This is a genomic window from Janthinobacterium amylolyticum (assembly GCF_051380655.1).
GTDB lineage: Bacteria > Pseudomonadota > Gammaproteobacteria > Burkholderiales > Burkholderiaceae_D > Janthinobacterium.
Map to the genome: position 1 here is coordinate 79893 of NZ_JBNYXL010000014.1, position 22560 is coordinate 102452.

Annotated in this window: 20 protein-coding genes; 14 read left to right on the top strand and 6 right to left on the bottom strand. The window is 66.3% G+C overall.

The window, feature by feature from the left end:
- Positions 1-228: 228 nt before the first annotated feature.
- The 8 genes from ACQ4WR_RS25600 to ACQ4WR_RS25635 all read left to right on the top strand — a co-directional run bounded on the left by ACQ4WR_RS25600 (position 229) and on the right by ACQ4WR_RS25635 (position 8228).
- Positions 229-1266, top strand: coding sequence for an ATP-grasp domain-containing protein (locus ACQ4WR_RS25600; protein WP_436490723.1), 1038 nt, complete (start codon positions 229-231; stop codon positions 1264-1266).
- The gene (locus tag ACQ4WR_RS25605; RefSeq protein ID WP_102295006.1) at positions 1263-2420 is read left to right on the top strand and encodes a phosphoribosyltransferase domain-containing protein; all 1158 of its coding nucleotides are present in this window, start codon (positions 1263-1265) and stop codon (positions 2418-2420) included. The genes ACQ4WR_RS25600 and ACQ4WR_RS25605 overlap by 4 nt, the downstream gene beginning before the upstream one ends.
- Positions 2398-3150 (top strand): HAD family hydrolase, encoded by a 753-nt coding sequence (locus ACQ4WR_RS25610; RefSeq protein ID WP_102295004.1) that lies wholly within the window; start codon positions 2398-2400, stop codon positions 3148-3150. The genes ACQ4WR_RS25605 and ACQ4WR_RS25610 overlap by 23 nt, the downstream gene beginning before the upstream one ends.
- Positions 3147-4253, top strand: a complete 1107-nt coding sequence (locus ACQ4WR_RS25615) for a cysteine protease StiP family protein (RefSeq protein WP_436490726.1) — start codon at positions 3147-3149, stop codon at positions 4251-4253. Before ACQ4WR_RS25610 ends, ACQ4WR_RS25615 begins: the two co-directional genes overlap by 4 nt.
- Positions 4246-5247, top strand: a complete 1002-nt coding sequence (locus tag ACQ4WR_RS25620; protein ID WP_102295000.1) for an HpcH/HpaI aldolase/citrate lyase family protein — start codon at positions 4246-4248, stop codon at positions 5245-5247. Before ACQ4WR_RS25615 ends, ACQ4WR_RS25620 begins: the two co-directional genes overlap by 8 nt.
- A complete protein-coding gene (locus ACQ4WR_RS25625; RefSeq protein ID WP_436490728.1) occupies positions 5244-6488 on the top strand; it encodes a TerD family protein in 1245 nt (414 codons plus the stop codon). Before ACQ4WR_RS25620 ends, ACQ4WR_RS25625 begins: the two co-directional genes overlap by 4 nt.
- Positions 6489-6589: 101 nt before the next feature.
- The gene (locus tag ACQ4WR_RS25630; RefSeq protein WP_076570635.1) at positions 6590-6964 is read left to right on the top strand and encodes a DUF8785 domain-containing protein; all 375 of its coding nucleotides are present in this window, start codon (positions 6590-6592) and stop codon (positions 6962-6964) included.
- 310 nt (positions 6965-7274) lie between these two features.
- The gene (locus ACQ4WR_RS25635; RefSeq protein WP_436490730.1) at positions 7275-8228 is read left to right on the top strand and encodes a hypothetical protein; all 954 of its coding nucleotides are present in this window, start codon (positions 7275-7277) and stop codon (positions 8226-8228) included.
- A 91-nt stretch (positions 8229-8319) separates the two neighbouring features.
- On the opposite strand, the gene ACQ4WR_RS25640 is transcribed toward ACQ4WR_RS25635, so the two are convergent.
- A complete protein-coding gene (locus tag ACQ4WR_RS25640) occupies positions 8320-10758 on the bottom strand; it encodes a coiled-coil domain-containing protein (protein ID WP_436490731.1) in 2439 nt (812 codons plus the stop codon).
- Between the two features lie 232 nt (positions 10759-10990).
- Entirely contained in the window at positions 10991-12004 is a 1014-nt protein-coding gene (locus tag ACQ4WR_RS25645; RefSeq protein WP_436490732.1) for a serine/threonine protein kinase, read from the bottom strand.
- A gap of 103 nt (positions 12005-12107) precedes the next feature.
- Between ACQ4WR_RS25645 and ACQ4WR_RS25650 the strand changes: the two genes are divergently transcribed.
- From ACQ4WR_RS25650 to ACQ4WR_RS25675, 6 genes are all read left to right on the top strand, one after another.
- Positions 12108-12806, top strand: coding sequence for a UPF0149 family protein (locus ACQ4WR_RS25650; protein ID WP_102294997.1), 699 nt, complete (start codon positions 12108-12110; stop codon positions 12804-12806).
- 77 nt (positions 12807-12883) lie between these two features.
- Positions 12884-13819 carry a LysR family transcriptional regulator gene (locus tag ACQ4WR_RS25655; protein ID WP_102299607.1) on the top strand — a complete coding sequence of 312 codons (936 nt, stop codon included), beginning with the start codon at positions 12884-12886 and terminating at the stop codon, positions 13817-13819.
- Positions 13820-14004: 185 nt separating this feature from the next.
- A complete protein-coding gene (locus tag ACQ4WR_RS25660; protein ID WP_436490734.1) occupies positions 14005-15531 on the top strand; it encodes an MFS transporter in 1527 nt (508 codons plus the stop codon).
- A gap of 26 nt (positions 15532-15557) precedes the next feature.
- The gene (locus ACQ4WR_RS25665) at positions 15558-16628 is read left to right on the top strand and encodes an HlyD family secretion protein (RefSeq protein ID WP_436490736.1); all 1071 of its coding nucleotides are present in this window, start codon (positions 15558-15560) and stop codon (positions 16626-16628) included.
- Positions 16625-18064: an efflux transporter outer membrane subunit gene (locus tag ACQ4WR_RS25670; protein WP_436490738.1), complete on the top strand. Its 1440-nt coding sequence runs from the start codon at positions 16625-16627 to the stop codon at positions 18062-18064. Before ACQ4WR_RS25665 ends, ACQ4WR_RS25670 begins: the two co-directional genes overlap by 4 nt.
- Positions 18061-18495, top strand: a complete 435-nt coding sequence (locus ACQ4WR_RS25675; RefSeq protein WP_180979652.1) for a hypothetical protein — start codon at positions 18061-18063, stop codon at positions 18493-18495. Before ACQ4WR_RS25670 ends, ACQ4WR_RS25675 begins: the two co-directional genes overlap by 4 nt.
- A 4-nt stretch (positions 18496-18499) precedes the next feature.
- On the opposite strand, the gene ACQ4WR_RS25680 is transcribed toward ACQ4WR_RS25675, so the two are convergent.
- The 4 genes from ACQ4WR_RS25680 to ACQ4WR_RS25695 are packed head-to-tail and all read right to left on the bottom strand — an operon-like array spanning position 18500 to position 22360.
- Positions 18500-19288, bottom strand: a complete 789-nt coding sequence (locus ACQ4WR_RS25680; RefSeq protein ID WP_436490739.1) for an ATP-binding cassette domain-containing protein — start codon at positions 19286-19288, stop codon at positions 18500-18502.
- 11 nt (positions 19289-19299) lie between these two features.
- A complete protein-coding gene (locus ACQ4WR_RS25685; protein WP_436490741.1) occupies positions 19300-20364 on the bottom strand; it encodes a FecCD family ABC transporter permease in 1065 nt (354 codons plus the stop codon).
- Positions 20361-21287 (bottom strand): heme/hemin ABC transporter substrate-binding protein, encoded by a 927-nt coding sequence (locus ACQ4WR_RS25690; RefSeq protein ID WP_436490743.1) that lies wholly within the window; start codon positions 21285-21287, stop codon positions 20361-20363. Before ACQ4WR_RS25690 ends, ACQ4WR_RS25685 begins: the two co-directional genes overlap by 4 nt.
- Positions 21275-22360 (bottom strand): hemin-degrading factor, encoded by a 1086-nt coding sequence (locus ACQ4WR_RS25695; protein WP_436490772.1) that lies wholly within the window; start codon positions 22358-22360, stop codon positions 21275-21277. The genes ACQ4WR_RS25690 and ACQ4WR_RS25695 overlap by 13 nt, the downstream gene beginning before the upstream one ends.
- Between the last annotated feature and the right edge of the window lie 200 nt (positions 22361-22560).

Sequence of the window (22560 nt, forward strand, 5' to 3'; positions counted from 1 at the left end):
GGCATAGGCGGCCTGCGATGCTCACCGGCTCGGCGCCCCCGTACTTTAGTACGGTTGCGCTTCTCGGCCACCTCTTCCTTCCGCTCGCTACGGTTTTGTCAGGCGCTGTTAGTTTGCTGCTCAACGTTGTTGTTCAAAAAAATCTAAGGCCAGGTTAAGCCTGGCCGTTTAGAATTCACGCGCGCGCACCTGCGCGCGGCTTCCCCTATTTCCACCCGGTCCCCGTACATGCAAAGAGTCTGGTTCAACAAAACATTTTCCTCCGTCGGCACGGCCATGCGCCTGATCCGCGAGGCCGATAGCGCAGCCACCGGCGGCAAGCCGCGCTACCACATCGTGTGCAGCAACACGAACGCCCATGCGGCGGCCTTTTTGTCGGCCCACGAATACGCGGTCGAACCGTCGGGCCTGACGGGCCACAACTATGTGGAGTGGTGCCTGGAGTTTTGCCGCGACCGCAATATCACCATTTTCTGGCCCGGCAAGGAAGCGGGCCTGGTCGGCAGCGCCAGCGCGCGCTTCGCCGCCATCGGCACGCGCGTGCTCAGCGTGGCCAGCGAAGACACCCTGGCCCTGATGCACGACAAGGCGCGTTTCTGCGACGGCCTCGACCTGCCCATGGCGCGTCCGGCCGACTACCGCGCCGTGACCAGCATCGAGGAATACGATGCCGCCTACGCCGAACTGCGCCCGCGCTACCCCAAGCTGTGCATCAAGCCGTCCGAGTCCGTGTATGCGCTGGGCTTTGCCATTCTCGATGAGGAGCGCACCAGCGCCCAGCTGCTGCTGGCCGGCGCCGCCTACCAGATCAATGCGCAGGAGCTGCGCAGCGGCCTGGCGCGGATGGGTACATTCAAGACCCTGCTGCTGATGGAATACCTCGATGGCCACGAATACAGCGCCGACTGCGTCGCCAACCAGGGTGCGCTGGTGTGCGCCGTGCCGCGCAAAAAGCTGCATGGCGGCGGCAGCGGCCAGCTGATCGAGCTGCGCGATGACTTGCTGGCCGCCTGCGACAAGCTGGCGCGCGACTACCGCCTGAACGGCGTGTTCAATATCCAGTTCCGCGAAGGCGCGAACGGCCTGGCGCTGCTGGAGATCAACCCGCGCATGTCGGGCGGCATCGGCATGGCCTGCGCGGCCGGCCCGAACCTGCCCTACCTGGCGCTGGCCGGCTTCGACCAGGGCTACGACAAGCTCACCGTGCCCGCCATCCGCGATGGCATGCGCGTGGCGGAAGCCGCCTACGCCGTGGAGCTGCCATGAACATCGTCAAGCAGCAGATGCCCACGGGCGAACTGACCTTGAAGGTGGACGAGGCGCGCTTTCCGCTGGACTGGCTGATCGGCTTTGCCGCGCGCGCCAACGCCAAGCGCGGCTTCCTGTTCCTGTCCAAGGTGCTGGGCAAGCACTGGCCCGTCACGCCGCGCGCCATGCAAACCATCCACGACGACCTGGCCGCGCAGATTCCTCCCAGCCTGCCAGGCCCCGTCGTCTTCATCGCCATGGCGGAAACGGCCGTTGGCCTGGGCCAGGGCGTGTTCGAAGCCTGGCTGCGCGCCAACCCGAACGGAAAAGCGCTGTTCCTGCACAGCTCGCGCTACCGCGTGGGCAGCGTGCCCTTCTTCGAATTCGAGGAATCGCACAGCCACGCGCCGCGCCAGTTCCTGCATTTGTCGGATGCGGCCAGCGCGCTGTTTTCCACGGCCCGCAGCCTGGTGCTGATCGACGATGAAGCATCGACCGGCAACACCTTCGCCAACCTGGTGCAAGTGTGCCGCGCGCGCTATCCGCAGCTGGAAAAACTGCACCTGGGCGTGATCACCAATTTCATGGGCCAGGCCGCCAACGCGGGCCTGAGCCAGCGTTTCGGCCTGCCCACCAGCATCGGCGCGTCCCTTTCCGGCCAATACGCCTTCCAGGCCGGCGCTGCGCCGGCGCCGGTGGCGGCCAGCGCGCAGCGCTTCGAGGCGAACGAAGAACGCGGCGCCAGCCCGGCCTTCGGGCGCATCGGCGTGGGCCGTGCCTTGACCCCGCCGCAAGGCCTGGCGGTGCAGCTGGCACAGGAAATCGGCGCCGGCGACTCCGTGCTGGTGCTGGGCACGGGCGAATTCATGCACCCGTCCTTCCTGCTGGCGCGCGAGCTGGAAAGCCTGGGCAAGAACGTGGTGGTGCAGTCGACCACGCGCTCGCCGATCCTGTCATGGGGTTCCGTTGGCCATATCGTCTCTTGCGACGACAATTACGGCGAAGGCATCGCCAATTACCTGTACAACGTGGCGCCTGGCCAGTACCAGCACGTTTTCATCTGCCATGAAACCCCGGCCAGCCCGGCCCTCATGCAACTCGCCGGCCAGTTGAATGGCCGCCTGTTCCACTTTCAGTCAGAGACCAAAATTGAAGAAATTCCTGTTTGTTGACCTGGACGACACACTGTTCCAGACCCCGAAAAAATGCCCTGGCGAGACCGACCTGCAAGCGGCCGCCTACCTGAAAAATGGCGACGCCTGTTCGTTTACAACGGCGCGCCAGCGCGCCTTCTTTGAGTTCGCGCAAAGCGGCATGACCCTGATTCCCGCCACGGCGCGAAATGGCGACGCTTTCCGCCGCGTCGACCTGCCGTTTACCAGCTACAGCGTGCTCGATTACGGCGGCATCGTGCTGCAGCCGGGCGGCGCGCTCGACGCGGGCTGGCTGGCCCTGATGCAGGACGACATGCAGACGGCCCTGCCCGGCCTGCGGGACGCCATGCGCATCATCGACGATTTCCAGGCCAAGGCCGGCATGCCCTCTCGCGCGCGCCTGATCGAGGACTACAACACGCCGTTCTACATCGTCGTCAAGGACCATGAAGCGCGCGGCGAGCGCCTGGCCGACATCGAGGAGCAGGTGCTGCAGCAGTGGATCGATGGCGAAGGTTCAGACTACTTCATCCACCGCAACGGCAACAACCTGGCCGTGCTGCCCAAGACCCTGAACAAGGCGCGCGCCGTGGCCTACCTGCGCGCGGAACTGGAAGCCGAACATGGCCCCATCCTGAGCTTCGGCATGGGCGACAGCCGCTCGGACGCGCGCTTCATGGCCGCCTGCGACTACGCCATCATCCCCAACGGCACCCAGCTGGCGGCACTTACCGTGGCGGCGCTATGAATGCAGTGACAACGCATTTCAGCGGCAGCTACCGCCAGGAAGACGTGGAATTCCTGCTCACGCCCATGGCGCTCGAACCCATCCTCGACCTGGCCGAAAAAGAGCGCTTGATCCAGTCGGGCCAGCGCCACTACAGCGAAATGCTGTCGCCGGAATCCCTGCCCTCGCCGGCCTACCTGGCGCTGTTCCAGAGCGCGTTCGCGGCCAACCGCCTGCAGATGGCACGCGACTGCCTGCGCCTGGCGGCCCTGATCGCGGCGCGCCGCAGCGGCGCCATCACGCTGGTCTCGCTGGCGCGCGCCGGCACGCCCGTGGGCGTCATCCTGGGGCACTTGCTGCGCCAGGTTTTCCAGCGCGAGTGCAGCCATTATTCCGTTTCCATCATCCGTGACCGCGGCATCGACACGAACGCCCTGCAGCACATCCTGGCGCAGGGCCACGCGGCCGATTCCGTCGTCTTCGTCGATGGCTGGACGGGCAAGGGCGTGATCTCGCGCGAGCTGCGCCAGACGGTCAGCGACTTCAACGCCGCCCATGCCACGGCGATCGACGGCGGCCTGTTCGTGCTGTCCGACCTGGCCGGCACGGCCGCCTGCGCCGCCTCGTCGGGCGACTACCTGATCCCGTCGAGCATTCTGAACGCCACCGTCTCGGGCCTGGTCAGCCGTTCCGTGCTGAATGACGCCATCGGGCCGGACGACTTCCATGGCTGCGTCTACTACGCGCAGTTCGAGCAGCACGACCAGTCGCGCGATTTTGCCGACGGGCTGGTGGCCGACGCCATGGCGATCGCCGCCAGCAGCGGCATCCCCCTGGCCGAGGCGACCGATGCGCCAGCCATGGCGGCCCGCTCGCAAGCCTACATGGCCGCGGCGCAGCAGGCATACGGCATCAGCGACATCAATCTGATCAAGCCAGGCATCGGCGAAGCGACGCGCGTGCTGCTGCGCCGCGTGCCCGAGCGCCTGATCGTGCGCGACACGAATGCACCGGACGTGGCACATTTGCTGCTTCTGGCGCAGGAAAAAGCCATACCCGTCACAGTAGAACCGGCGCTGCCTTACCAGGCGGTCGCCCTCATCAGGAGCGCAGTCGATGGATAACAACTCCCTACATCCACAAAATGAACACAAGGCGGCGCTGGGCGCTTCCATGTACGTGCCGACCACGCACAAGGATTTGCTGGCGATTGCCAATGGCGACAAATTCAGCCATCTGCGTTCCGTCATTCTGTGCACCGAAGACGCCATCGCCGAGCGCGATCTCAGCTACGCGCTGTTCAACCTGTCGCTGGCGCTGCAAAACATGTGCGACGTATCGGACACCTTGCGCTTTGTACGCGTGCGCAATCTCGACGTGCTGGCGCGCGTGCTGGCCATGCCGGGCGCCGACAAATTGAGCGGCTTCGTGCTGCCGAAATCCACGCGCAGCAATTTCAGCGCGTATTTCGAACTGGTACGCCACACGCACCACTTGCTGATGCCGACCCTGGAAACGGCGGAAGTGTTCGACGACGAGGAAATGAAGCAGTTCCGCATCGTGCTGTCCGCGCCGGAAGTGCGGCGCCGCATCCTGGCCCTGCGCATCGGCGGCAACGATCTGCTGGCCCTGCTGGGCCTGCGCCGCCCCACCAGCGGCACCATCTACCAGACGCCGCTGGGCCAGGTCATCGGCCGCCTCGTGACGATCTTCAAGCCGCACGGCTTCCAGCTGACGGCGCCCGTCTTCGAGCACCTGTCGCAAGGCAGCTGGCTCGATGCGGAAGTGGCGCAGGACATGGCGCACGGCATGATCGCCAAGACGGCCATTCACCCCGACCAGGTGCCGCAGATCGAGCGCCACTACCAGGTGGCGCAGTCGGACATCGAACTGGCGCTGCGCATCATCGACCCGGACAGCCCGGCCGTGTTCCGCATGCAGGAATCGATGTGCGAAGTGGCGACCCACAGCAGCTGGGCGCTGCGCATCATCGAGCAGGCACGCCTGTTCGGCATCCGCCATGCGGCCGACGGGGCCGGCGTGGCGGTCCAACTGCATCACGCACCGAATCACTCACTGACTCAACTCTCCAGCGACGAAGGGACTGCACGACCATGACCAATTTCACACGCGGACAAAAAGGCAAACTGGCGGACCTGGGCTTGAACGGTCCCTTTGCCGTCACTCTCGATATCGTTTCCGGCTCGATGGAAGTCGATGTCAGCTGCTTCGGAGTCGATGCGGCGGGCAAGCTGTCGGACGACCGCTACATGGTCTTCTACAACCAGAAAAGCGCGCCGGACAACGCCGTCACGCTGGAACTGAACGGCCCACGTTCCACCTTCCAGGTGGACCTGGCGCGCCTGCCCGCCTCGATCGACAGGCTGGTCTTCACGGCGGCGACGGAACAGGGCAGCATGCGCGCGCTGGGCAACTCCAGCATGGCGCTGGGCCAGGCGGCCACGTTCGCCTTCACGGGCAATGACTTCCAGGACGAGAAAGCCGTCATCATCGGCGAACTGTATCGCCGCGACGGCAGCTGGCGCTTCGGCGCCGTGGGCCAGGGTTTCGCCGGCGGCCTGGCGGCGCTGCTGAAGCACTTTGGCGGCAGCGAGGCGGGGGCATCCTCCCCTGCGCCAGCACCGGCACCCGTGCCGACGCCAGCGGCGGCGCCGCCGGCGAATAAAATTTCGCTGTCAAAAATCCGCCTGGAAAAGCGCGGCGACAAGATCTCGCTCGACAAGCGCGACAGCGGCGGCTACGGCCGCATCAAGGTCAACCTGAACTGGAACCAGAACGCCTCGCAAGGCCAGGCGCCCGCCTCGAAGCTGGACACGGGCTTTCTTGGCAAGCTGTTCAACAAGCCGGCCGGCCGCTCGGGCGGCATCGACCTCGATATCGGCTGCCTGTTCGAAATGAGCAATGGCAGCAAAAGTGCCGTACAGGCGCTGGGCAACAGCTGGGGCGCGTATGACCGCCCGCCGTACATCCACCTGGAAGGCGACGACCGCACGGGCAGCATCAGCAGCGGTGAAAACATCTTCATCAACGGCACCCATTTCGACCAGATCAAGCGCGTGCTCGTCTACGCCTTCATCTACGAAGGCGTGCCGAACTGGGCCGCCACGGATGGCGTCGTGACGATCGAGATTCCCGGCCAGCCGACAGTGGAAGTGCGCCTCGACAGCGACAGCCAGCACGCCATGTGCGCCATCGCCATGCTGGAAAACCACGGCGGCAACCTGCAGGTGACAAAATTGGTGGAATACTTCGGCGGCCAAGGTAAAATCACGGCGCATCAGGCCATGGACGAGCGATACAGCTTTGGCCTGAACTGGAAAGCCGGACGGAAAGACTGAGTGTACGTGCACCACTAGCGGAAAACCCGGGAGCAGTCCCGACGGAACTCGGCGTCCCCGTCTGACCCCGGGTTTTCTTCAATTTAACGATAAAAGTCAACATGACCCCTACGACCAAAAAAGTCACCTTCGCCTTCGTCATCTTCCTCGTGGCCGGCTTCCTGCTGCTGTCCGCCTATACGTGGATGGCCCTCAGCTTCTCGTACTCGGAAGGCGAACGGGCGGGCTACCTGCAAAAGTTCTCCAAGCGGGGCTGGATTTGCAAGACCTGGGAAGGTGAACTGCTGCTGACGGCGCTGCCGGGCACCATCCCGGAAAAATTCCAGTTCAGCGTGCGCGACGAGGAAGTGGCGAAGCAGCTGACGGCCGCGGCCGGCAAGCGCATCCTCGTCACTTACAGCCAGCACAAGGGCGTGCCGACGCAATGCTTCGGCGAGACGGAATACTATGCCGACAAGGTCGTGTTGAGCCAGTAACAGCGCCGTTCCCGCAGTCCGGCGCCGGCTTGCCTTTCCCGGCCGGCGCCCTCCCTCCCCGCACTATCCCGCCACGCCATGCAGTTTTCGCAAGAATAAATTCCCGGCAAGACGTTTTTTGCGCATTTGTTCCGCATTTGTTGCGCATTTGTTGCGTGCCTCACACATTCTCACTTTCTTATACACTCAGACAATTAGTTCTGACTGGAACATTTTGCTAGTGTAATAAATGTGCAAGATTCTTGCGCTAGCGCATGACGCCTGTCCGGCCAAGCTTCAGCGTTGCATATCAACCTCACTGGAAGACACCATGCGCCTACGCCTCTCCGTCCTGGCCCTGCTGGCCGCCACCTCTCCCCTGTCCGTCCTGGCGCAGGACCTGTCCGGCATGGCCGGCGGCCTGAAAGTCAGCGCCACCGACGAGCGCACCTTCGTGGCCGCCATCAGCTACACGCAGCCGGTGGGCAATTACAATGCCGTCAGCCTGTCCTACATCAATGAAGGCCATCCGCAAGACCACCACCGCGACGGCATGGCGGGCCAGGTCTGGCTGCGCACGAAAAACGTCGACCAGGGCCTGATGCTGGGCGCTGGCGTGGGCCGCTATTTTTTCTTTGACACGGCCAAGACCGACGTGGCGCCGCACAATTTCGACAATGACCACGGCTGGGGCAGCATCATCAGCCTGCAGGCGCGCTGGCAGTTCGCCAACCGCTGGTATGCGCAGGCGCAGGTGAACCGCATTGTGCCCAGTGGCAAGGACGCCACCACCCACCTGCTGATCGGCGCCGGCTACCGCTATGACGGCGTGCCGGGCGCCAAGCTGCATCTGCAGAACTGGGCGCACGACGACACTGTTACCTTCTCCACGGGGCACACCATCGTCAACAGCTTCCGCTCGGAGACGTCGCGTCCCTTCACCCTCGAATACCGGCGCGCGGTGGGAAAATACCTGGACTGGAGTGCCACGGCCATCGACGAAGGCAGCACCGACCTGGCGCACCGGCGCGGCGTGGCCAGCCAGCTATGGCTGATCCGCTCGCTCAATGAAAAAGTGGAGTTCGGCATGGGCGCCGGCCCGTACGTGGCCTGGGATGCGCGCGATACGCAGGATCACGGCGCGCGGCTGACAGGCTTGCTGTCCGCCGTGGGCCGCTACCACGTCAACCGCCGCTGGGTGGCGCAACTGGCGTGGAACCGGGTCATCACGGATTACCACCGCGATGCGGACGTGATACTGCTGGGGGTGGGACGGAAGTTCTGATGGAAATACGGACGTAAGCCACAGCCAGGACTGGGAGCGAACCTTCAGGGTCCGCCCCCGGCTGTTATCGGGTTGTCAGGCTCCCAGGCTCTCAGCGCGAACGCCAGACGGCGCCCGCCGGGGATTCATTCGGCTGCGTCAAGCGCTCGATCACTTCCCGCGTCAGGCTGGCCGAGCTGACCTGCTCCGCCTTGGCGCGGGCGGCGGCCAGCGAGCTGGAAAAGGCGCCGTTCTGCGGTTCCAGGCTGGCGCGCAGGGCATCCAGTTCACGTTCCTGCTGCTGTGCGCGGGCCATCTCCAGTTCCAGCAACTGCTGCTTGGCGGCGGCCATGGCCAGCGTCGTTTCGGCGGCCTTGCGCTGCAAGGCGGCGTGGGCCTGGGCACTGGCCAGCAAGGCTTGCTGCGCTGCCAGCTTCTCGCCGGCAGCCTGCTGCGCCGCCAGTTCCAGCTGTTCGCGCTGGCGCATGGCGTCGAGAGCCTGCTGTTCCATGACGGCGCGCGCTTCGGCTGCCGCCGTCGCCTGCTTTTCCGCTTCCAGGCGGCCGGCGATGGCGTTCGATGCGCGTTCCTCGGCGGCTGTCGTCTGGCGCTGCTGCACCAGCTTTTGCGCGATCAGCGCCAGCGATTCGCGCTCTGCGGCGACGAAATCGCGTTCCGACGCCAGCAGCGCATCGGCGGCCTGTGCCTTGTTCTCTTCCACGCGGGCGCGCTCGCTGTGTACCTGGCCCAGCTCCACGGCCAGGCGCGCCTGCGCCTGCACGGCTTGGGCCGCTGCCGCCTTCTGTTCGCCTTCGACGAGTGCCTGGTCCAGCAGGATGCGGATGGCATGCGCCTCTTTTTCAGCGGCTTGCTGCAAGGCCTGTTCGGCAGCGTGCTGGCCACGCAGCAGTTGCGCCTGTGCCGCTTCGGCATGGATGCGTTCCTGCGCCGCGTTGAACGCCAGCGCTTCGGCTGCGAGCTTGTCTTTCAGGGCCGCGATGGCCGTCTGTTCGGCGGCCACGCGCTCCTGCTCCGCTTGCAGCAAGCGGGCTGCCTCGTGTGCCTTGTCCTGCGCCAGTTGCGACGCCTGTTCCTGCGCGGCCAACTGCGCCGTGCCGGCATCTACCGCGGCCTGTTCGGCGTCATTCTGGCTGGCGGCCAGTTGCGCCGCCTGGCGCGCCTGTTCGGCGCGTTCGTGCGCCAGGCTGGCGGCGCGGCGCTGCTCGTCGAGTTCCAGCGCGGCGGCAACGGCGGCGGCCTGCTCGGCCGCTTCGCGCAATTTCGTTTGTTCCAGGGCTGCCGTTTCCGCTTCCAGCCTGGCATGGCCGGCGATTTCCGCATCCTGTTCGGCCGTCACGCGGGCCAGTGCCACGGCGCGCAGCTGGCGGTCCACTTCGATGCGCGCTTCCGTGGCGGCCAGGATGCGCACATCGGCGTCGCGGCGCGCCTGCGCGCTGGCGGCGGCCACCATTTCCAGGCGTTCGCGGTGGATGGCCGCGTCGCGCAATTCCTTTTCCGTTTGCAGACGCAGATGCAGCGACTGCGCCGCATGGCGTTCCGATTCCGCCTGCGCCAGGGCGATGGCTTCGCGTTCCTGTTCCAGGTGCGCCAGTGCGCGTGCCTCTTCCAGCGCCCGCACTTCGGCGGCGGCGCGGTTGAAGGCCGATTCCAAAGCGATCTGGTCGGCGCGCTCGCGCTGCACCGTCAATTCCAGCGCTTCGCTTTCCGCTTCGGCCAGCATCTGCGCCGTCTGGCGCGCGCCGTGGGCATGGCGCTCGCGTTCGCGCGCCAGCACGGCGACACGGGCATCCGCCGAAGCGATGCCCACCATTTCTTCCTTGGCCGCCTGCACGGCGGCAACGCGCTCGACGGCCTGCAGGCGCGCCTGTTCCGTCTGCACCTGCAATTCCTCGGCGGCGCGGGCCGCCTGCTCGGCCAGTTCCGACTGCACGGCCACCTGCTCGCTGGCGCGCAGACGGCTTTCCTGTTCGGCGCGGGCGCGCTGTTCGGCGGCCAGGCGGATTTCATTGTCGGACTCCACGCGGGCGCGCAATTCGGCCGTTTCCTGCTTGACGGCTTCCAGGCGCGCCACGCTGGCTTGCGCGGCGGCGCGCATGGTGTCGAGGCGTTCGCGGTTGGCGGCGATGGCTTCTTCGGCGGCCTGGGCATTTTGCTGCGCGGCGGCAGCGGCGGCGGCGTCGATGGCGGCGCGGTCCTCGGCCAGCGAGCGCACGCGCGCTTCGGCCAGGGCCCGGCTTTCGGCGGCGCAGGTGGCCTTCGCTTCCGCTTCCACGCGGGCGATGGCTTCATGGATGGCTTTGAGTTCCATCTTCTGGCGGTCGGCGGCGGGCGGCTTGACGTCGCTGTCCGCGTCCGCTTCGGCCTGCGGCTCGGGTGCCGCGACGGCAGTCACTGGCGCCGGCGCTTCCGCCTTGCGCTCCAGGTCCTTGAAATCATGCAGCGAGACGATGCTGTCCTGGTCGAACTCGTCGTCGGCGGAATACGCGACGGTGAGGGAGGCGGCCTGGCGCTGGTTTTGCTGTGCTTGCATGATTTCTCGCTTATTCGGGTGAATTCCGTTGCTTATGGGAATTTATTACCACCATTATCGAACAGGCATGCACAAATCAGCGCGGCAAGAAGAGCCAGTTTTACCGCTCTTTTCAGGATTTGCCAGGGATTGAAGCGTCCGAGAAAATGCTCAGGGCAAGGCGCATTGCCGAAGACAGTACGAGTAGTACGCCCAGGCAATGCAACGCCGCCATGGGCGTTTTATCGCGCGCTTAAATTGGCCAGAGCGGCGCTTCATCCATCAAGGCCACCTGTTCGCGCAATTCCAGGATGCGGTCCTGCCAATACCGCTGCGTGTTAAACCACGGGAAGGCGACGGGGAAGGCAGGGTCGTCCCAGCGGCGCGCCAGCCAGGCCGAATAGTGGATCAGGCGCAGGGTGCGCAGCGCCTCGACCAGGTACAGCTGGCGCGGGTCGAAATCGCAGAAGTCTTCATAGCCGGCCAGGATGTCGCTCATCTGACGCACCATGTCGCCCCGCTCGCCCGACAGCATCATCCACAGATCCTGGATGGCCGGTCCCATGCGGCTGTCGTCGAAGTCGACGAAGTGCGGGCCGGCGTCCGTCCACAGCACGTTGCCGCCATGGCAATCGCCATGCAGGCGCAGCACGGCCACGTCGCCGGCGCGCTCGTAGCAGCGCTTGACGCCATCGAGCGCCTGCTGCGCCACGCTGGAATAGGCGGCCAGCAGTTCGGGCGGGATGAAGTCGTTTGCCAGCAGGAAGTCGCGCGGCTCGACGCCGAAGGTGGCCGGGTCGAGCGCCGGGCGTTCCTTGTAGGCGGACAGTCCACCGACGGCATGGATGCGGCCGATGAAGCGGCCTATCCATTCCAGCGTGTGCGGATCGTCGAGTTCCGGCGCGCGGCCGCCGTGGCGCGGGAACACGGCAAAGCGAAAGCCCTGGAACTGGTGCAGGGTGCTGCCGTTGATTTCCAGCGCCGGCACCACCTGGATTTCGCGCTCGACCAGCTCGGACACGAACGCGTGTTCTTCCAGGATGGCCGTGTCGCTCCAGCGTAGGGGGCGGTAAAACTTCGCCACCAGGGGCGCGCTGTCTTCGATACCCACCTGGTAGACGCGGTTTTCATAGCTGTTCAGGGCCAGCAGGCGGCCATCGCCGCGCAGGCCCACGCTGTCGAGGGCATCGAGCACGCAGTCGGGGCTCAGGGCGGAAAAGGGATGGACGGGCCGGTCGTCCTCGTGCGGCTGGTTTTCATTGTGCATGAGCGACATTGTAAGGCGCGCGCGGGCCGCCGGTGCAAACACTTGGGCGGTAAGCCGCAGCAAGGCGTATACTGGCGCCTTACATTCAATCAAAGAGCAAGCCATGCAACTCGAACAGCCATTATCAGAAAAAGAATTTGACGAATTAGACCAATTCCTGTTGTCGGACCGGTGCTCCGAAGATGCCATGACCATGGATATGCTGCACGGCTATCTGACGGCCGTGGCCATCGGCCCGGAACCGATCATGCCGGCCGAATGGTTGCCGCGCGTGTGGGGCGAAGATGCCGAAGATGCACCGAAATTCAAGAACAGCAAGGAAGAAGAACGCATCGTCAACCTGATCATGCGCTTCATGAACGAAGTACTGGTGACGTTTGAAGTGGCGCCGAAAGAATTCGAAGCCCTGTTCGTCGAACACGACTACGAAGGCCAGACCCTGATCGACGCCGAAGCCTGGTGCTGGGGCTTCTGGGACGGCATGGAACTGCGTCCGGGCTCGTGGAACGAAATCTGGGATTCCGAAGTGGCCGAACTGATGCAGCCGATCTACCTGCTGGGCGCCGACGAAATCAAGGAAGAAGAGCTGAAACTGGTGGAAGACCCGGTCAAGGCGCACAAACTGGCGCAGGAACTGGAAGCGAACCTGCCGGCCATCCACCGATTCTGGGTGCCGCGCCGCAAGGCTCCCGTGCAAACCCTGAAGCGCGAAGAGCCGAAAGTGGGCCGCAACGACGACTGCCCTTGCGGCAGCGGCAAGAAATACAAGAAATGCTGCGGCGCCGAGCCGGCAGCCGAGTAATCACACAGTAGCATCCTCTCTGCGCCGGCGTCCTGCCGGCGCAGCGCTGGCGCTGGCCTCCGGGCTATAATCGGCGCATGAAACTCCCAGACCTGAACCTGCTCGTCGCCCTCGACATCCTGCTCGAGGAAGGCAGCGCCGTGGCCGCCGCGCGGCGCATGAACCTGAGTGCGCCGGCCATGAGCCGCACCCTGGCGCGCATCCGCGATGCCATCGGCGACCCTGTCTTCGTGCGCTCGGGGCGCGGCCTGGCGCCGACGCCGCGCGCGCTGGAATTGCGCGAGCAGGTGCGCGGCGTGGTGGAACAGGCGCACGCCATTTTCACATCGGGCCGCGAAGTGGACTTGCGCACCCTGCAACGCACTTTCAGCCTGTGCGCCAATGACGTGTTTGTCGGTGCCTACGGCGGCAAGCTGCGCGACCTGCTGGCCGTGCACGCGCCGCACACGGTGCTGCGCTTCGTGCCGGAAGGCGATGGCGCCACTGAAAACGACGCCCTGCACGCTGGCCGCATCGATCTGTACATCAGCGCGCGGCGCGCTTTTGCGCCCGACATCAAGCTGCAGCAGCTGTTTAGCAGCGGCTTTGTCGGCATCGCCCGCAGCGACCACCCTATTTTCGACCACCCCATCAACCTCGACAGCTTTACCGAATATGAACATATCAGCGTCTCGCGCCGCGGTCTGGCGCGCGGACCGTTCGACACCATCCTGGCAGAGCGGGGCTACACGCGCCGCGTCTCGCTGATCAGCCCCAACTTCCAGTCAGCCATCTTCGCCGTCGCCGATTCCCGCCTGCTGCTGCCGCTGATGCCCACGCCGCTGCTGCCCATCGTCGAGCGGCTGGGGCTCAAACTGCGTACCTTCGAGCTGCCCATTCCCGTCGACAGCGTGGAAGTCTTCCAGGCCTGGCACCCGCGCCTCGACCACGACCATGCGCACCGCTGGCTGCGCCGCATGATCAAGGAGCTGTGCACGGGGTCAGACCCTTGCGGGTCTGACCCCGGCATTTGATTGGGGTTGATCTGAATTCACGCGCCAGGCGGCAAAGCCAACGAAAAAGACCGGGGTCAGACGCATAGGGTCCGACCCCACTCATCATTGCGTCAGACGCAATTCATACTTCCTTAATTATCAATTTTCACAAGATTAACGGCTACCTATACTGCGTGGACTGATCCTCATCCACGGAGTTCCCTGTGTCCGCTGTACCGCTACCCGGCGCCGTCCCTGCGGCCGCGCCACCTCCCGCACCACCCATCTTCGGCCTGCGCCTGGCCACCGGCCTGACCGGCGTGCTGCTGGCCGTGATGCTGGCCGGCCTGAATGAAAACATCACCAAAATCGCGCTGGCCGACATCCGCGGCGCCATGGGCATTTCGCGCGACGACGCCAGCTGGCTGGTCGCCCTGTATGCGGCCGCCTCGGTGTCGGCCATGGCGTTTGCGCCCTGGTGTTCCGTCACCTTCTCGCTGCGGCGCCTGACGGCCGCCGCCATCATCGTCTGCATGGCGGCCGGCCTGCTATGCCCTTTCGCGCCAAATCTGCCCATGCTGATCATCCTGCGCGTGGTGCAGGGTGCGGCCGGCGGCGCCCTGCCGCCCATGCTGATGACGGTGGCGCTGCGCTTCCTGCCACCCAACATCAAGCTGTATGGCCTGGGCGGCTATGCGCTGAGCGCCACTTTCGGCCCCAGCCTGGGCACGCCGCTGGCCGCCTTCTGGACCGAGTCCCTGGGCTGGCAGTGGGCCTTCTGGCAAGTCATCCCGGGCAGCATCGTCGCACTGCTGATGGTCTCCTGGGGCTTGCCGCAAGACCCGCTGCGCCTGGAGCGCTTGCGCCAGTTCGACTGGCGCGGCCTGTTGCTTGGCCTGCCCGCCATCAGCATGCTGGTGGTTGGCATGCTGCAGGGCGAGCGCCTGAACTGGTTCCATTCGCCGCTGATCTGCGTGCTGCTGGGCGGCGGCGCCGTGCTGCTGGTGCTGTTCCTCGTCAACGAGTGGTCGCACCCGCTGCCCTTCTTCAAGCTGCAGCTGCTGTCGCGGCGCAACCTGAGCCACGCCCTGCTGACCCTGGGCGGCGTGCTGTTCGTGCTGCTGGCGGTAATCCTGATTCCTTCGTCCTACCTGGCGCAGGTGCATGGCTACCGTCCGCTGCAAACGGCACCCGTGATGCTGATGGTGGCACTGCCGCAATTGATCGCGCTGCCGCTGGTGGCCGCCCTGTGCAATATCCGCGCCGTCGACTGCCGCTGGGTGCTGGCCATCGGCCTGGGCATGCTGGCCCTGTCCTGCGTGCTGGGCGCGCGCATGTCGCCGGACTGGATCCGCACGCATTTCTACCTGCTGCAAGCCGTGCAGATCTTCGCCCAGCCCATGGCCGTGATTCCCTTGCTGCTGCTGGCCACCACGGGCCTGGCGCCGCAGGACGGTCCGTTTGCCTCGGCCTGGTTCAACACCATCAAGGGCATGTCGGCCGTCGTCGCCACCGGCGTGCTCGATGCGCTGATCACGCGCCGCAACCACTTTCATTCGACGGTGCTCAGCGAGCGCCTCGGCAACCTGCCGGCCGCCGTTGACGTGCCAGGTTTGGCGCAGCGCATGCATGCGCAAGTCGTCACCCTGACCTCGTCCGACCTGTATCTCACCGTGGCCGCCATCGCGCTGGCCATGATTGTGATCATTCCCATCCTGCCGACGCGCGTCTTTCCGCCGCGCGCCGCCTGACTTTTATTTAACGAAAGAGCTACACCATGCAAACAACCATACTGCGCTCACGCGCCTTTCTTCTCGGCCTGGCCCTGCTGGCCTGCGCCCTCGCCTTTTGCGCCTGGCAGCTGCTGTTTTCCCGCAGCGAAGAACAAGGCACCGACGACGCCTTCGTCAGCGCCGACTACACCGTGCTCTCGCCCAAGGTGGGCGGCATCGTGCGCGAAGTGCTGGTGGACGACAACCAGGCTGTCACGGCGGGCCAGCTGCTGGCGCGCATCGACGACCGCGACTACCAGGCCGCCGCCGCCTCGGCCCGTGCCGACGTGGCCGGCGCCGAGGCGCAGCTGGCCAATGCCCGCGCCACGGTGCAGCGCCAGCAATCGGTGATCGATCAGGCCACCACCCTGGTCGACGCCAACCAGGCGGAAGATAAACTGGCGCAACAGGAGCTGGCCCGTTCAACGCACCTGGCCGGCCAGGGCGCGGGCAGCGTGCAGAACGCCCAGCAGGCGCAATCGCGCTTTGACGTGAGCCGCGCGCGCCTGGCGCAAAACCGCGCCGCCCTCGTGGCCACGCGCAAGCAGACGGACATTTTGCAGGCGCAGCAAGGCGCGGCCGAAGCGGCCCTGCTGCGCGCGCAGGCCAGCCTGCAACGCGCCGAACTGGATCTGTCGCACACGCAGCTGCGCGCGCCCATCGACGGCATCGTCGGACGCCGCGCCGTGCGCGTCGGCGCCCTGGTGGCGCCCGGCGCCAGCCTGATGGCCGTGGTGCCCTTGAACCGCAGCTTCGTCGTCGCCAACCTGCAGGAAACCCAGCTGACGCACGTGCGCCAGGGCCAGCGCGCCAGCATCGCCGTCGACGCCTATCCGGGCGTGCTCCTGCGCGGCAAGGTGCACAGCATCGCGCCCGCCACGGGCGTGACGTTTGCCGCCATCGCGCCGGAAAACGCCACCGGCAATTTCACCAAGGTGGTGCAGCGCATCCCCGTCCGGATCGCGCTCGATCCCGGCCAGGATAACGACGTCCGCCTGCGCGTGGGCATGTCGGCCGAAGTGCGCATCGATACAGCTGCGCGCCGTCCAGCGTTGACACAGGTGAGCGCGCGATGAAAGCACTGATACTCGTCACGGCCATGGGCATGGCCGGCTGCGCCAGCGTCGGCAGCGATTTCCAGCGCCCGCACAGCGCACTGGGACAAGAGTGGCGCCAGGCGCAAGACGCCCGCTTCACCGCAAGCGAGGATGCCGCCATCGAACAGCGCTGGTGGGACAGCTTCGGCGATACCACTTTATCGTCGCTGGTGCGGCGTGCCGCCAGCGCCAACCTGGACCTGCTGGCGGCCGCCAGCCGCCTCGAACAAAGCCGTGCCGCGCGCGGCGTGGCTGGCGCCGCGCAAGGCCCGTCGCTGGGCGCGAATGGCAGCTATGGCCGCGCGCGCAACAGCGAACAGGGCTTGAGCGACCCGTCGCGCAACAACGGCGAGTCCGCCTACAACCTGTGGCAAAGCAACCTTGACGCGGCCTGGGAACTGGACTTGTGGGGCCGCGTGCGGCGCGAAGTGGAAGCGGCCGATGCGCGGGTCGACGTGGCGCTGGAAACGCAGCGCGGCGTGCTGCTGGCCGTGCTGGCCGAGACGGCGCGCGACTACATCGAATTGCGCGGCGCGCAGCAAACCCTGGCCATTACGCAGCAGGTGCTCGACATCGCCCGCCACACCTTGTCGCTGACGCGCATCCGCCTGCAGGAAGGCGCGACGACGCAGCTCGACGTGGCCGAAGCGGCCGCCCACGTGGCCACCATCGAAGCGCGCCTGCCGCCGCTGCAGCAGCGCGTGGCGCGCCTGGGCAATGCCCTCGCCCTCTTGCTGGCGCTGCCGCCGCAAGGCTTGCGGGCGGAACTGGCGGCCAGCCAGGAGATTCCGGCCGTCGCCATGCAGGTGCAGCTGGGCGTGCCCAGCGGCCTGGCCGAACGGCGTCCCGACATCCGCCGCGCCGAAGCGCAGCTGCACGCGGCCACGGCGAATGTCGGCGTGGCGCATGGCGACTTTTATCCGCGCATTACCCTGTCGGGCAGCGTCGGCCTGCAAGCCATGCAGCTGTCCGATATCGGCTGGGACGCCAAACGCTTCGCCCTCGGCCCCGGCTTCAGCGTGCCCCTGTTCGATGGCGGGCGCTTGCGCGGCAAGCTCCAATTGCGCGAGGCGCAGCAGCAGGAAGCGGCCATCGCCTACCGCCAGACCGTGCTGGCCGCCTGGCACGAGGTGGAAGACGCGCTCTCGGGCTACCAGGCGAACCAGCGCCGCCAGGCCAGCCTCGATGAAGCCGTCAGGCAGGGACGGCGCGCGCTGGGCAGCGCGGAACTGCAGTACCGCCAGGGCGGCGCGGACCTGATCAACGTGCTGCACGTGCAAAACACTTTATTGAACAACGAGGCGGCGCTGGTCGACAGCCGCGCCACCGCGTCGCTGTCGCTGGTCCAGGTCTACAAGGCGCTGGGCGGCGGCTGGCAATCCCCCTCATCCACCCTGGAAGGCACGACACCATGAAACCGAATCCCGCACACTTTTCCATCCACGACGTCAGCGACTTTCCCATCGTGCGCTTTCGCCCTGAAACGGCCGTCGAAGGCTATGCGCCCCTGTGGGAGAACGACATGGACGCCCTGCTGCGCCATGGCGCACCGTTCGTCATGCTGTTCGAAGAGAAACGCAGCGACGAGGCGCACGCCGACCGCAAGCGGCGCGGCCTGTGGCTCAAGCATCACAAGGTGGCGCTGGCCGCCATTTGCCGGGGTCTCGTCTCGATCGAACCGGACGGGGAAAAACGCGCGCAGCTGCAAGCCATGGCGGCCGGCGCCATGAAGGCCTTCGGCATCCTGCAGGAGGTGGCGGCCACGCGCGAACAGGCCGATGCGCTGATGGTGTGGCTGCTGGGCGGCGGCCAGATGGCGCGGCCGCGTGCGGCGGACGTCTGGTAATAATTCAGGCGGCCCGGCGCACGGCGCTTCTGGCAGGGATGACGCAGACATGGCCATCGCTGCTGGTGGCCGTCGTCAGGGCGATGCCATACAGCGCGGCCAGCGCCGGCACGGCGTCGGCGTTGGCGGGAATGTCGGCCGTCAGCTGGCCCGAGCGCACCAGCAGCAGCCGGTCGAAGCCCAGCAAGGCGTGATTGATGTCGTGCAGGATGGCGATGACGGCATGGCCGCGCGCGGCGCAAAACTGTTCCAGGCTGTCGAGCAGATCGAACTGCAGTCCCGGGTCGAGCGCGGCCAGCGGTTCGTCGACGAGTATCAAGCCCCCTTCCACATCCCACATCTGCGCGAAGATGCGCGCCAGCTGCACCCGCGCCTGTTCGCCGCCGGACATGCTGTCCAGGCGCCGGCCCAGCAAATGCGTGGCATGCGCCAGGGCCGCCGCCTCCTGCACGATGCGCTCCAGCTGCGGGTCGACCAGGCGCGCCACCCTTCCCAGGCCGATTACCAGGTCCGACAGCAGGCCGAATGCCACGTTCGAGCCTTGCGGCAGCACGGCGCGGCGCAAGGCCAGCTCCGCCAGCGGCCACTGCGCCAGCGGCCGTCCGGCGAACAGCACCTTGCCCGCCTGCGGGCGCAATTCGCGCGCCATCAGTTTCAGCAGGGTCGACTTGCCCGCGCCGCTGGGGCCGAGGATGGCGATGCGCTCGCCCGCCGCCACCTGCAGATTAAAAGGGCCGAAATACTGCTGGCCCAGGCGGGTGGTGGCAAAACTCAGTTCAAGTAAAGGCGTCATGGTCGTCGCTGCTAGGCGGTGCTGTGGCGAAAGCGCCGCAGCAGCATCAGGAAGAATGGCCCGCCCAGCAGGGCCGTGAAAATGCCGACGGGGACTTCCGCCGGAATGGCGACCGTGCGCGCCAGGGTGTCGGCCAACAGCAGCAGCAAGCCGCCGGCCAGCATCCCCAGGGGCAGCACGCGGCGCTGGTCGGCGCCCAGCCAGGTGCGCACCAGGTGCGGCGCGATCAGGCCGATGAAGCCGATGCCGCCGCACCAGGCCACGGCGAAGCCCGTCAATGCGGCCACGAGCACGATGACTTGCGTGCGCAAGCGGCCCACGTCGACGCCCACGTGCAAGGCTTGCGCTTCGCCCAGGGCCAGCGCATTGAGTGATCGCATGAGGAAGCGCGTGGCCCACAGGGCGCCCGCCAGCACCAGCAGCAGGGCCGCCACCTGGCGCCAGCTGCCGGCCGACAAGGAACCCAAAGTCCAGAAAGTCAGGGTGCGCAACTGGTCGTCGCTGGCCATGTAGATGCACAGGCCCATGACGGCGACCGTGATGGCGTTCAGCGCCACGCCTGTCAGCAGCAGGCCGACGATGGAACCGGGGGTGGCCCAGCGGGCGACCCGGTCGAGCAGCACGCAAATGAGCATGGCACCGGCAAAGGCGGCGGCGGGCAAGAGCCACACGCGCAGCTCGGGCGCCACCTGCAGGCTGGCCGCGAAAACGATGGTGGCGGCACCCGCGCAGGCGGCGCCGCTGCTGATACCCAGCAGCCCCGGGTCGGCCAGCGGATTGCGGAACAGGCCCTGCGTCAGGCCGCCGGCCAGCGCCAGCGCGGCGCCAATCAGCACGGCAAACAGCGCGCGCGGCAAGCGGATATGCCACAGCACGTACGCGCCGCCGGACAGCGCCTCGTCGCCAGTTTGCATTGGCGCCAGCCAGTCTGCCAGTGTCACGGGCACGGCGCCCGCCTGCACGGCGATGAGCAGGCCGGCAAGTAGCGCCGCAGCCAGCAGGCCGGCGGCGCCCCAGCGCCGCATGTGCCCGGACAGGCGCCAGGACATGGCCGGCGTCATCGCGCGTACATTCATGCGGCCATGGCTTTCGCAAAGGCGGCGTCGAGGTCCGCCAGCGCCTGCGGCATGCGCGGGCCAAAGCCCAGCAGCAGCATGGCTTCCTGCGAGACGATGCGGTGCTGCTTGCCGGCCGGCGTCTGCGCCAGGCCTGGCAATGTCAAGATGCCGTCCACCCCGCCCGAGGCCTTCAGGCCCTGGTCCGTCACCAGCACGACGTCGGGCCGGGCGGCGATCACCGCTTCCGGCGTCAGCGGCTTGTAGCCGGCAAATCCACCCTGTCCGCCCATCACGTTGACGGCACCCGCATACGCCAGCATGGCGTCGGCGCCCGTCTCGCGCCCGCCCACCATCACCTGGTTCGGCGCGTGCGCGAGGATGAACAGCACGCGCACGGGTGCATGCTGGCGCTTGCGCACCTTGGCCAGTGCGCCGCTCCACTGCTGCCGCAGGTTTTGCGCCAGGCGCGCGGCGGGTTCCACGTGGCCCGTGATCTGGCCCACCTGTTTTACGCGTTCGAGCAAGCCTTCGAACTGGTTATTCGCATTCAGCACCGCCACCGGCACGCCGGCGTCGCGCACCTGGCGCAGCACCGTTTGCGGCCCCGCTTCCTCGGTGGCGATCAGCTGCGTGGGCGCCAGCGACAGCACGCCTTCGGCCGACAGTGTGCGCGCATAGCCCACCTGCGGCAGCTGTTGCGCCGTGGCCGGATACAGCGAGGTCGTGTCGACGCCCACCAGTTCCGCCTGCGCATCGAGCGCGTAGACGATTTCCGTCAGGGCGCCGCCGACGCTGACGATGCGCCGTGCTTTCGCCACGGGCTTGCCGGCGTCGGACACGGCGGCCAGCACCTGCATCGGTGCGGCCAGGGCCAAGGCTCCCGCCCCCATCTTTTTCAGCGCGATGCGGCGCGCCACGCTGGCAGCGATCATGCGGCGCATAATTCGCCCTCCCGCGCCACGCGCTCGACGACATTGCGCCATTCGCACAGTTCATGCGTGCCCGGCTTGCGTTCGCCGAAGAACATGACGATGGTGTCGCCCTTGGCGTCGAACAGTTCGACGGACGTCACCAGGCCATCGACGGTGGGCTTTTTCACCACCCAGGCGCTGGCGATATGGTCTTCGCGCAAATGCAGGTTGAAACGCGCATCGAGGATATTGATCCATGGTCCCATCACGGCGATCTTGTGCACGGGCCCGGAATGGATCTGGATCATGCCGGCATTGCCGACGAAGGCCATGATGGAGACCTTTTCAAGCGCGGCGTCTTTGAGCAGGTCGAGCACGCAGGATTTGTCCAGCGGCTGCACGAAGCGCGGTTCGGCCAGGCGCAGGCCCTGCAGGCGCGAGACCGAATATTTTTTCAGCAAAGTGAAAAAATCATGCGTGTCGCGCAAGTCGGCCCAGGCCGCGCGAAAGCCGAACACGTCGATCTGCGCGTCGGGCAGTTCCGCCGGCGGCGCTGCCTGCGCCGTCACGCGGATGCCGGCCGTTTGATCGGCATCGGCAAAGCGCGTCACCAGCGCATCGTAGGCGGCCACGTCGCTTTGCGGCTTGAGGAAAATCTTGTGCACGGCATGGCCGGCGGCGTCGAAGAACTGCAGGCTGCGCTGCACCTCGTGTTCTTTCATCTCGCGCACGGCAAAGCCATGCGCCCACTGGCGGTAGAACACGCGCAGGTCGATCTCGCCGCCCAGCACCAGGCCGACGTGGTTGGCGTGACTGGCTTGTCGATAGACACCCGTCTTTTCATGCACGCAGGAGGCGTTGCGCGTCAGCGCCATGACTTCGCCCAGCGGCTCCAGCGCGGCGACGATGGCGGGCCAGTCGGCCTGCAGGCGCTCGGCGCCCAGCAAGGCGCCATTGGCCAGCGACAGCCCGGCGTGCGCGGCGATCAGCTCGCCTTCGGAGATGGCCAGTTCCTCGGCGATGTCGCGGTGGCGGGCGTTCTTTTCGCGGCGCAGGCGGGCGAATTCGCCGGCGATCATCTGGGTATTGCAAATAGGGGGCATGCTCGTCACGGTGTCTCCTTTCAAGGCGAACACTGGCTGGCATGGGGATGGGCTGGCTGGTGGTGGGGGAATCCTGCCGTTAATTATAAATGAGAATCATTCGCAATCAAGTGTTATTTGTGCGCGCAAAAAAAGCGCCGCGGCAGGAAACCCGTCGCGGCGCAAAGGAGACCGATCGATACAGCCGATCAGTTCAGGAA